Annotated in this window: 9 protein-coding genes and 1 other annotated feature (1 of these 10 cut by a window edge); all 9 genes read left to right on the top strand. The window is 50.1% G+C overall.

Translation table 11 applies throughout. The features are described 5' to 3' along the window. The first annotated feature begins 194 nt into the window (after positions 1 to 194). The 9 genes from KNP78_RS14090 (at position 195) to gltX (ending at position 9,940) form a co-directional block, all read left to right on the top strand. Positions 195 to 662 carry a CtsR family transcriptional regulator gene (locus KNP78_RS14090; RefSeq protein WP_034781748.1) on the top strand — a complete coding sequence of 156 codons (468 nt, stop codon included), beginning with the start codon at positions 195 to 197 and terminating at the stop codon, positions 660 to 662. Between the two features lie 19 nt (positions 663 to 681). Further along, positions 682 to 1,116 (top strand): UvrB/UvrC motif-containing protein, encoded by a 435-nt coding sequence (locus KNP78_RS14085; RefSeq protein ID WP_034781746.1) that lies wholly within the window; start codon positions 682 to 684, stop codon positions 1,114 to 1,116. Continuing rightward, complete coding sequence (locus KNP78_RS14080; RefSeq protein WP_214825077.1) at positions 1,116 to 2,159, top strand: protein arginine kinase; 1,044 nt, start codon at positions 1,116 to 1,118, stop codon at positions 2,157 to 2,159. The genes KNP78_RS14085 and KNP78_RS14080 overlap by 1 nt, the downstream gene beginning before the upstream one ends. 24 nt (positions 2,160 to 2,183) lie before the next feature. After that, the gene (gene clpC, locus KNP78_RS14075; protein WP_034781743.1) at positions 2,184 to 4,619 is read left to right on the top strand and encodes an ATP-dependent protease ATP-binding subunit ClpC; all 2,436 of its coding nucleotides are present in this window, start codon (positions 2,184 to 2,186) and stop codon (positions 4,617 to 4,619) included. Positions 4,620 to 4,673: 54 nt separating this feature from the next. After that, positions 4,674 to 6,050 (top strand): DNA repair protein RadA, encoded by a 1,377-nt coding sequence (gene radA / locus KNP78_RS14070; RefSeq protein WP_034781742.1) that lies wholly within the window; start codon positions 4,674 to 4,676, stop codon positions 6,048 to 6,050. A gap of 115 nt (positions 6,051 to 6,165) precedes the next feature. Continuing rightward, positions 6,166 to 7,230 carry a PIN/TRAM domain-containing protein gene (locus KNP78_RS14065; RefSeq protein ID WP_034781740.1) on the top strand — a complete coding sequence of 355 codons (1,065 nt, stop codon included), beginning with the start codon at positions 6,166 to 6,168 and terminating at the stop codon, positions 7,228 to 7,230. 59 nt (positions 7,231 to 7,289) lie between these two features. Continuing rightward, positions 7,290 to 7,967, top strand: coding sequence for a 2-C-methyl-D-erythritol 4-phosphate cytidylyltransferase (ispD, locus tag KNP78_RS14060; RefSeq protein ID WP_371819219.1), 678 nt, complete (start codon positions 7,290 to 7,292; stop codon positions 7,965 to 7,967). Next, positions 7,964 to 8,437, top strand: coding sequence for a 2-C-methyl-D-erythritol 2,4-cyclodiphosphate synthase (gene ispF / locus KNP78_RS14055; RefSeq protein WP_021066582.1), 474 nt, complete (start codon positions 7,964 to 7,966; stop codon positions 8,435 to 8,437). The genes ispD and ispF overlap by 4 nt, the downstream gene beginning before the upstream one ends. Positions 8,438 to 8,482: 45 nt before the next feature. Beyond that, complete coding sequence (gene gltX / locus KNP78_RS14050) at positions 8,483 to 9,940, top strand: glutamate--tRNA ligase (protein WP_214825080.1); 1,458 nt, start codon at positions 8,483 to 8,485, stop codon at positions 9,938 to 9,940. Continuing rightward, positions 9,938 to 10,109: a binding site (T-box leader), on the top strand; it runs 32 nt beyond the window's last position. Its footprint overlaps the gene before it by 3 nt.

Below are 10,109 nucleotides of genomic sequence, written 5' to 3'. Positions count from 1 at the left end.
AAGTAGTTGGGGGTCTCCCCCTGTGAGGATAGGACGTTGCCAGGCCAACGCGAAGGACGATCAAGCATCCGCTTGGTCGTTCTTTTTTTGTATATCTAGCGATGTCGCAGTTGCGACATCGCTTTTCGTTTGCCTTTTTTTGAATCAATGATAGAATATAGTCAAAAGTCAAAGATGGTCAGAGGGTGGTGGAGATGAGAAACATATCGGATGTAATCGAACAGTATTTAAAACAAGTGCTGAAGGAGAGCCAGGCCGAAGCAATCGAGATTAAACGGCAAGATATTGCCAAGCGTTTCGAATGTGTTCCGTCTCAAATCAACTACGTCATTAATACGCGCTTTACGGTCGAGAAGGGCTATTTGGTCGAAAGTAAGCGTGGGGGCGGGGGATATATTCGCATTCGCCGCGTAATTTTACATGAAAAGCAAGACGTGTTGGTCAGCTTGATGGATATTTTACAAGACCATCCTCGTCTTTCCGAACAGCTTGTCGAGAACATCTTGATTCGCTTATTTGAAGAAGGGATGTTGAGTGAGCGGGAAGTGCGCTTGTTGTATCATTTATTGTCTGATGAAGCGCTCGGCTTGAACGCTGAAGATCGACACTTGATTCGAAGACAACAGTTACTCGCATTAATGAAATTACTTAGTTACCATTGACTGACGGAGGCATACATCTATGCTATGTGAACGATGCAAACGGCGACCTGCCGTCAATGAAATTCAAGTAGTGGAGAATGGAATTCCTGTAACGCGTAAACTATGTCGTAATTGTACAGTAGAAATCATGTCAGGTTATGTGCCGGTCGTGAAACGCTGTCCCACGTGTCAACTGACACAAAACGAGCTGGCTCATTTACGAAAAGCTGGATGCGCTACTTGTTATACGGTGTTTCGTGATGAACTGATTAAAATCACTCGGCAGTACCAGCAAGGCCATGATGTTCACGTCGGTTCGATGCCTGATGCCTTGCGCACACCCGACGAGCGAATCGAAGAGCGACTCCAAAAGTTAGCAGGGGAGTTACAACGAGCCGTCGAACAAGAAGATTATGAACGTGCAGCGCGAATTAAAAAAGAAATAATTCAACTGAAAGGACAAGGTGAGGCATGATGGAACCATTGCTCAAGCATCCACTCGGTCCGAAGATGAAAGAGCGAGCGAAACTTGATGACTTAGTCATCTCCACTCGTATCCGTCTAGCGCGTAACTTAAAAGATACAGTCTTTTCTCCGGTTTTATCTAAAGAAAGTCAACATCAGCTTTGTCAACGTGTTGAAACGTCACTTGGCGGATTGCAAGGCTTCGAATATTTGCACATGGGCACTTACGATGTAGTGACACGACAAGCACTCGTTGAAAAACATTTGATTAGCCCAACGATTGCTGGAAAAGAAGAAAGTGCCGTCTTGTTAAGTGAAGATGAAACGATCAGTGTGCTTATTAATGAAGAAGATCACTTACGAATTCAAACGTTACTCCCGGGTTATCAAGTGGAAGAAGCGTTTGAACTCGCGAAACGAGTCGATGTTCTCTGTGGCGAATCTCTCCCATACGCATATGACGAACAGCTCGGATATTTAACGACTTGTCCAAGTAATATCGGTACAGGACTTCGAGCGTCAGTGATGCTCCATCTCCCAGGGCTAACGTTGACAGGGCGAATTACTCCTATATTGAAAGAGCTTCGCAAGCTCGGATATACGATTCGGGGACGGTATGGAGAAGGTAGCGACGCGGCGGGACGATTGTTTCAATTATCGAATCAACGCACACTCGGCAGTCATGAATCACAGTTGTTGACAGATTTTATGGAAGTTACGGAGCAAGTCATTCAGGCGGAACGACAAGCACGGGAAGAGCTACTGGCTAGCAACCAAGACGAGTTAGAGGACCAGTTTTATCGCTCATACGGAATTTTACGTTATGCGAAACTGTTATCATCGACAGAAGCGATTGAACGTCTGTCGGATTTGCACTTGGCGAGTGACCTTGGTATTTTGTCCGACTGGAGTCCACCTCAGTTTCACGAATTAATTGTAAAGCTTCAATCAGGTTTCCTACAAAAACATTTCGGGAAAACATTATCTACGAAAGAACGAGATCGCGAACGAGCGACTCTCGTTCGTCGAACGTTAGATCATGGCTTAGTTTGATCCAACTTTAAGGAGGTTTTGTCAATGATGTTTGGTCGATTTACAGAACGAGCTCAGCGCGTATTAGCTTTAGCACAAGAGGAAGCGGTACGACTTGGCCATCATAATATTGGTACGGAACATATTTTACTCGGACTCGTCCGTGAAGGGGAAGGGATTGCTGCTAAAGCACTGTTCGCCCTCGGACTCACGTCTGAAAAGATTCAACAAGAAGTAGAGGCACTCATTGGCCGTGGATCAGAAAACGGCTCAACGATTCACTATACACCGCGTGCAAAAAAAGTAATCGAACTCTCGATGGACGAGGCTCGAAAACTTGGACATTCTTACGTCGGCACCGAGCACATTTTACTCGGCGTGATTCGTGAAGGCGAAGGTGTGGCGGCTCGTGTTTTGAACAACCTTGGAGTCAGTTTGACGAAGGCACGTCAGCAAGTACTTCAACTCTTAGGAAACACGGAGTCATCTTCTAATGCGTCACAACCTGGAACGAGTGCCGCGACACCAACGCTAGACGGCTTGGCCCGTGACTTGACCCAACAGGCGCGTGAGTCGCGTCTTGACCCAGTCATCGGCCGCGCTGGCGAGATTCAACGCGTCATCGAAGTGTTGTCTCGCCGGACAAAAAATAACCCGGTCCTCATTGGGGAACCAGGGGTCGGGAAAACGGCAGTCGTCGAAGGTCTCGCTCAACAGATCATTAATAACGAAGTTCCAGAAACTCTTCGTAATAAACGTGTCATGGTACTTGATATGGGAACACTCGTCGCCGGAACGAAATACCGCGGTGAATTTGAGGACCGATTGAAAAAGGTAATGGATGAGATTCGCCAAGCTGGGAACGTCATTCTTTTCATCGACGAATTGCACACATTGATTGGAGCTGGCGGCGCTGAAGGCGCAATCGACGCGTCGAACATTTTGAAACCGTCACTCGCACGTGGTGAACTCCAATGTATCGGAGCGACGACACTTGATGAGTACCGGAAGTATATCGAGAAAGATGCGGCACTCGAACGCCGGTTCCAACCGATCCAAGTCAATGAACCGACAACGGATGAGGCAGAACAAATCCTCTTCGGGTTACGTGACCGTTACGAGGCGCACCATCGCGTCACAATCACAGATGAAGCGATTCATGAAGCCGTCGTTCTCTCGGACCGCTACATCTCGGACCGTTTCCTTCCGGATAAAGCGATCGACCTCGTCGATGAGGCTGCTTCGAAAGTAAGACTTCGTTCGTTCACGGCACCGCCGAATTTGAAAGAACTCGAGGCTCGTCTTGAGTCGATTCGCAAAGAGAAAGATTCGGCTGTACAGAGTCAAGAGTTCGAGAAGGCTGCCTCGTTACGTGATACCGAACAGAAACTCCGGGATGAGCTCGAACAGCTCAAGTCGGAATGGCAGAATAAGCAAGGGAACGAAAAACTCGAAGTAACGAAAGAAGATATTGCGCAAGTCGTCGCCAACTGGACAGGTGTCCCGGTGACGAAGATCGCCGAAGAAGAGACAGATCGTCTCCTCAAACTCGAATCGATTCTCCACGGCCGGGTCATCGGTCAAGATGAGGCCGTCAAATCGATTTCGCGGGCGATTCGCCGGGCTCGTGCCGGATTGAAAGATCCGAAACGTCCGATTGGTTCGTTCGTATTCCTCGGACCAACTGGTGTCGGGAAAACCGAGTTGGCTCGTGCTGTGGCTGAAGCGTTGTTCGGTGACGAAGACGCCATCATCCGAATCGACATGTCTGAGTATATGGAGAAACACGCGACGAGCCGTCTCGTCGGGTCGCCTCCAGGTTACGTCGGCTATGAAGAAGGCGGTCAATTGACTGAGAAGGTTCGTCGCAAACCATATTCGGTCATCTTGCTTGATGAGATTGAGAAGGCCCACCCTGAAGTGTTCAACATCTTGCTTCAAGTGCTCGATGACGGTCGCTTGACTGACTCGAAAGGGCGTACGGTCGACTTCCGGAACACGGTCATCATCATGACGTCAAACGTCGGTGCGGCAGCCCTCAAACGCAACAAATATGTCGGATTCACGGTTGAAGATGATGTGAAACGTGAATATACCGAAATGAAAGACAAAGTCATGGAAGAGTTGAAAAAAGCGTTCCGTCCCGAGTTCTTGAACCGGATTGACGAGATCACTGTCTTCCACTCGCTCCAAAAAGAGCACATCCAAGAAATTGTCAAACTTATGGCCGAGACACTTACGAAACGTCTCGGAGAACAAGGCATTGATTTCAGTCTCACCGAATCAGCGCTCGAGAAAATCGCTGAAGTCGGGTACGACCCGGAATACGGGGCTCGTCCACTCCGCCGTGCGCTCCAGCGTGAGGTTGAGGACCGACTCTCAGAGGCGATGCTCAGCGGCAGCATCACAAAAGGCAGCAAAGTGGCGCTCGATGTACAAGACGGCGAATTCGTCGTCCGTAATGAAGGTGTCGTTCAGTAACTACAAGGCTCCCTCTCTCATGTGAGGGGGCTTTTTTAGACGGAAAGGAACATCATGGCAAAAATTAAAACGAAGTACGTATGTCAGTCATGCGGATACGAATCCGCAAAATGGATGGGGCGTTGCCCAGGTTGTAACGAGTGGAATACGCTCGTTGAAGAGTTTGTCGAAGAGAAAAAGGCGAAGCGGGGGGCCGCATTCGTCCATAGCTCCTCGAGACAGCTGAAGCCGGAGCGTCTGTCGGACGTTGTGTCACAAGAAGAGACGCGGGTCCATACGAACAGTCAGGAGTTTGACCGCGTGCTTGGGGGCGGAATCGTTCCAGGCTCACTCGTCCTCGTCGGTGGCGATCCGGGAATCGGAAAGTCGACGATTTTGCTTCAAGTGAGCGCCCATTTGGCGCACAGTGGACGGAAAGTGCTCTATATTTCCGGGGAAGAATCGCTCAAACAGACGAAACTTCGCGCCGAGCGGCTCGGCCTCCCGACCGAGGACTTATATGTCCTCGCGGAGACGGATATGTTGATGATTGAACGGGTCATCGATGAAGAGGAACCAGGGTTCGTCATTATCGACTCGATTCAAACCGTCTATATGGATGAGATTCAGTCGGCGCCAGGTAGTGTCGCCCAAGTTCGGGAATGTACGGCAGCGCTCATGAAAATCGCGAAGACCCGTGGAATTGCCGTCTTTATCGTCGGTCACGTGACGAAACAAGGGTCGATTGCGGGACCTCGTCTGCTCGAGCATATGGTCGATGCCGTCCTTTACTTTGAAGGCGAACGTCACCACACGTTCCGTATTTTACGGGCCGTCAAAAATCGGTTCGGATCGACGAACGAGATCGGTATCTTTGAAATGAAGGAAGGCGGTCTCGAAGAAGTGCTCAATCCGTCTGAAATTTTCCTAGAAGAACGGACTGCCGGGGTCTCGGGCTCAACTGTCGTCGCGTCGATGGAAGGGACGCGGACGGTGCTCGTCGAGCTGCAGGCATTAATTTCCCCGACCTCATTCGGAAATCCACGTCGGATGGCAACAGGGATCGACCAGAACCGGGTCGCGCTCCTCATGGCCGTCCTTGAGAAACGATCAGGGCTTTTACTCCAAACGCAAGATGCTTATTTAAAAGCTGCGGGCGGTGTCAAGTTGGATGAGCCTGCGATTGATTTGGCGATTTGCATCTCGATTGCGTCAAGTTTCCGCGATCGTCCGACCCGTCCGACGGATGTGTGCATCGGCGAAGTTGGATTGACCGGGGAAGTGCGACGGGTGTCACGGATTGAACAGCGTGTCGCCGAAGCGGCCAAGCTCGGATTTACGCGGGCGATTATCCCGAAAAATAACCTCGGGGGCTGGACGGCCCCACCTGGTATCGATGTCGTCGGTGTCAGTACTGTCGATGAAGCGCTCCAACTTGCCATCCCGTTCTGACGGGGCGCTTCCGGCAGTTTTTAACGCTTTGTAACGAACGCTTTCAAAAAAACCATGTTACAATGAAAGTGTTAATTTCTTGAAATTTTAATTCATAATAAAGGAGGTGGAATGAGTGAAGATTGCTGTACGAATCGGATTTATTTTAATCGGACTCGTCGTCGGTTGGTTCGGTATTATCGAAGCGATGTTGCTGTTAGGTGACCTCGGAGTGAATGTACCGGCTTGGTTGACGATTCCTTATGTGGCTAGTTTGATTGGTGGACTTATCTTCTTCATTCTTAGTTTATTCTTGACCGATGGGGTCGTTAAATTTATCCGTTTTGTTGAAGAACGGCTTGTCCGTTTACCGGTCGGTGATATTTTGTTCGGGTCGATCGGATTGATTATTGGTTTATTGATTGCCTTTTTGATCAGTGTCTCATTAGAAGTAACAAATATCTTCTTACTCAGCAAAATCGTACCGATTTTCGTGACCGCCTTGTTCGGGTACTTCGGTTTCGCTGTCGGCTATCGGAAGCGGAACGAATGGATTAAACTGTTCGTCAAGAGTGAACGCGAGAAGCCGGAAGCAGAACCGTTGCGCCGCTCGAACGATAAAATTTTGGATACGAGCGTCATTATCGACGGTCGGATCGCCGACATTTCGAAGACCGGTTTCATCGAAGGCACGCTCATCGTGCCACAATTCGTCATCGGCGAGCTTCAATATATCGCCGATTCGTCGGATACGTTGAAGCGGAACCGTGGTCGTCGCGGTCTTGATATTTTGAAGGAGTTACAAGACAACGACCGCATCGAAGTGGAGATTTACGATGGCGATTTCGAAGACGTCGCCGAAGTGGACATTAAATTGATCAAGTTGGCCGAATTGAAAAAAGGGATTGTCGTCACGAACGACTACAACTTGAATAAAGTGTGCGAAGTTCGAAATGTCCCTGTGCTGAACATTAATGATTTGGCAAATTCAGTCAAACAGATTGTCATCCCGGGGGAAGAGATGGTCGTGACGGTCATTAAAGAAGGTAAAGAACAAAATCAAGGCGTCGCGTACCTCGAAGACGGCACGATGGTCGTCGTTGAAGGTGGGCGCAAGTTGATTTCGAAGACATTGCCTGTTGTCGTGACGAGCGTTCTTCAAACATCGGCTGGCCGTATGATTTTTGCGCGTCCTGAATAAGCATGGAAAAAGAGACGCATTAGCGCTCTCTTTTTTCACGAACAGAGGTGAATGGAATGGTGCGTTATACCGTGGTCATCCCAGCCGCAGGGAAAGGGAAGCGGATGGGAGCCGATGAGAATAAATTGATGCTGACGTTACAAGGGAAGCCGATTATCGTATGGACGGTCGAAGCGTTCTCGAAAGATGCATGGTGTGAGCGCATCGTGCTCGCAGTGCGTCCTGAGGAACAAGGGTGGTTCGAGCGACAGTTGCATTATTTAGAGACCCCGATTACATACGTGACGGGTGGGGAAGAACGACAACAGAGCGTTCGGTCGGGTTTACAAGTCGTCGACCCGGATGCCGTCGTCTTGATTCATGATGGGGCACGGCCGTTTGTGCGTATTGATCAACTTCACGCTATCGCAGAAGCTGCCCAAACGGAAGGTGCGATTCTTGCTGTGCCGGTCAAAGATACGGTCAAACAAGTCGCAACCGGACACATCACACAGACTGTGCCGCGTGAGGCGCTCTGGCTGGCGCAAACCCCGCAAGCATTTCCTGCGGCTGACATCCGAGCGGTTCATGATCAGGCGGAAGCGTCAGGATTTATCGGGACGGACGATGCGAGTTTATTCGAGTGGGCTGGTAAAAAAGTGATTGTCCTTACAGGGGACTATCACAACATTAAAATGACAACCCCAGAAGATTTATTATTTGGAGAAGCGATTTTAACGAAGGAGGATTATCGATGAGAATCGGACAAGGATTTGATGTACACGCGTTCGCGGAAGGGCGCCCGCTTATTTTAGGAGGAATCGAGATTCCGCATGACCGCGGCCTACTTGGCCACTCAGATGCGGACGTCTTGTTGCATACGATTGCCGACGCGGCGCTCGGGGCGATTGCAGCGGGCGATATTGGCAAGCATTTCCCGGACACGGACCCTGAGTTTAAGGATGCAGACTCGAAAGTGTTGTTACAACACGTGTGGCAACTCGTCAAAGCAGAAGGCTATGTGCTTGGCAACGTCGATGCGACGGTGATGGCGGAACGACCGAAGCTCCGAACGTACATCGACGACATGCGAGCGGTTATCGCCGAGTTGCTTGAAGCGGATATCAGCCAAGTGAACGTCAAAGCGACGACGACCGAAAAGCTCGGCTTCACAGGACGTGAAGAAGGAATTGCCGCTCAGGCGGTCATCCTGCTCAACCGCGCTTGACAAAAGTGGTATACTATTTGGGCAGAAGAGAAGAAAGGTGGAAATATTATGAGTGAAGTGCGCGTACGCTATGCGCCGAGTCCGACGGGTCACCTTCATATCGGGAACGCCCGGACCGCGCTATTTAACTATTTATACGCTCGCCATGCTGGCGGAAAGATGATTCTCCGAATCGAGGATACGGACCAGAAACGGAACGTCGAGAACGGTGTCGAGAGCCAAATGAAATACTTGGAATGGCTCGGCATCGATTGGGATGAAGGCCCAGGCCGCGGCGGCGACTTCGGCCCGTACTTCCAAATGGAACGCCTCGACCTTTACAATCAATACGTGAACGAGTTGATGGACAAGGGACTCGCTTATAAGTGCTATATGACGTCTGAAGAACTTGAGGCGGAGCGCGAAGCCCAAATCGCACGTGGCGAAGCACCTCGTTATTCGGGTGCCCATCGTAACTTGAGCGAAGAAGAACGTGCGGCGTTCGAAGCCGAGGGACGTAAACCATCGATTCGGATTCGCGTACCAGAAGCGGTCACGTACAAGTGGACGGATGTCGTCAAAGGGGATGTCTCGTTCGAATCGAAAGACTTCGGCGACTGGGTCATTGTCAAACAGGATGGGATCCCGACATATAACTTTGCTGTCGTCGTCGACGACCACTTGATGAAAATCAGCCACGTATTGCGTGGGGACGATCATATCGCCAACACACCGAAACAGATGATGGTGTATGATGCGCTCGGTTGGGACTACCCTTCGTTCGGCCATATGACATTGATCTATAACGAAAACCATAAGAAGCTCTCGAAACGTGATGAGTCGATCATCCAATTCATCGAGCAGTATGCCGACCTCGGGTATCTCCCAGGGGCGCTCTTTAACTTCATCTCGCTTCTCGGCTGGTCGCCGGTCGGAGAAGAAGAGATCTTCACGAAAGAAGCGTTCATCGAGATGTTTGACGCCGGTCGTCTTTCGAAGAGCCCGGCCGTCTTCGACCAACAGAAACTCGCTTGGATCAACAGCGTCTACATGAAACAGGCTTCGCTTGACGAAGTGGTGGCACTCAGTTTACCATTCTTACAAGAAGCAGGACGTTTACCGAACGCCTTGTCGATGGAACAGGCGGATTGGGCGACGGCGCTCATCGCCCTCTATAAAGAACAAATGACGCACGGTGCTGAAATCGTGTCGTTGACGGACCTATTCTTTAAAGATGAGGTCGATTACGACGAAGAGGCCAATACGGTTCTCGCTGGTGAAACGGTACCGGCTGTCCTCGCCGAATTCAAGACTCAACTTGAAGCGATTGAGGATTTCACGCCTGAAGCTATCAAAGCAGCGACGAAAGCGACACAAAAAGCAACAGGTCAAAAAGGGAAAAACTTGTTCATGCCGATCCGGGTCGCCACGACTGGGCAGACGCACGGACCAGAGCTTCCGAACGCCATTTCATTGATTGGCAAAGAGCGTGTCTTGGCACGTCTCACAACATTATTAGCTTAAAAGGCAACGATGAGGAAAGTAAGCGGTATGACACTTAACAGAGACTAGAACCTAGGCTGGAAGTTCTAGAAGCGTCCCCCGTCGAAGTGCACCTCGGAGCCGTTCCGGCGATATGTAGTCGGGACCGCGACTCGGCGTTAACGAGACTTGAGAGGGGAACTTTCCCAAA

Source organism: Exiguobacterium sp. s28 (genome assembly GCF_018618135.1).
GTDB classification, from domain to species: Bacteria; Bacillota; Bacilli; order Exiguobacteriales; family Exiguobacteriaceae; genus Exiguobacterium; species Exiguobacterium mexicanum_A.
This window is presented reverse-complemented; position numbering and strand designations above follow the sequence as displayed.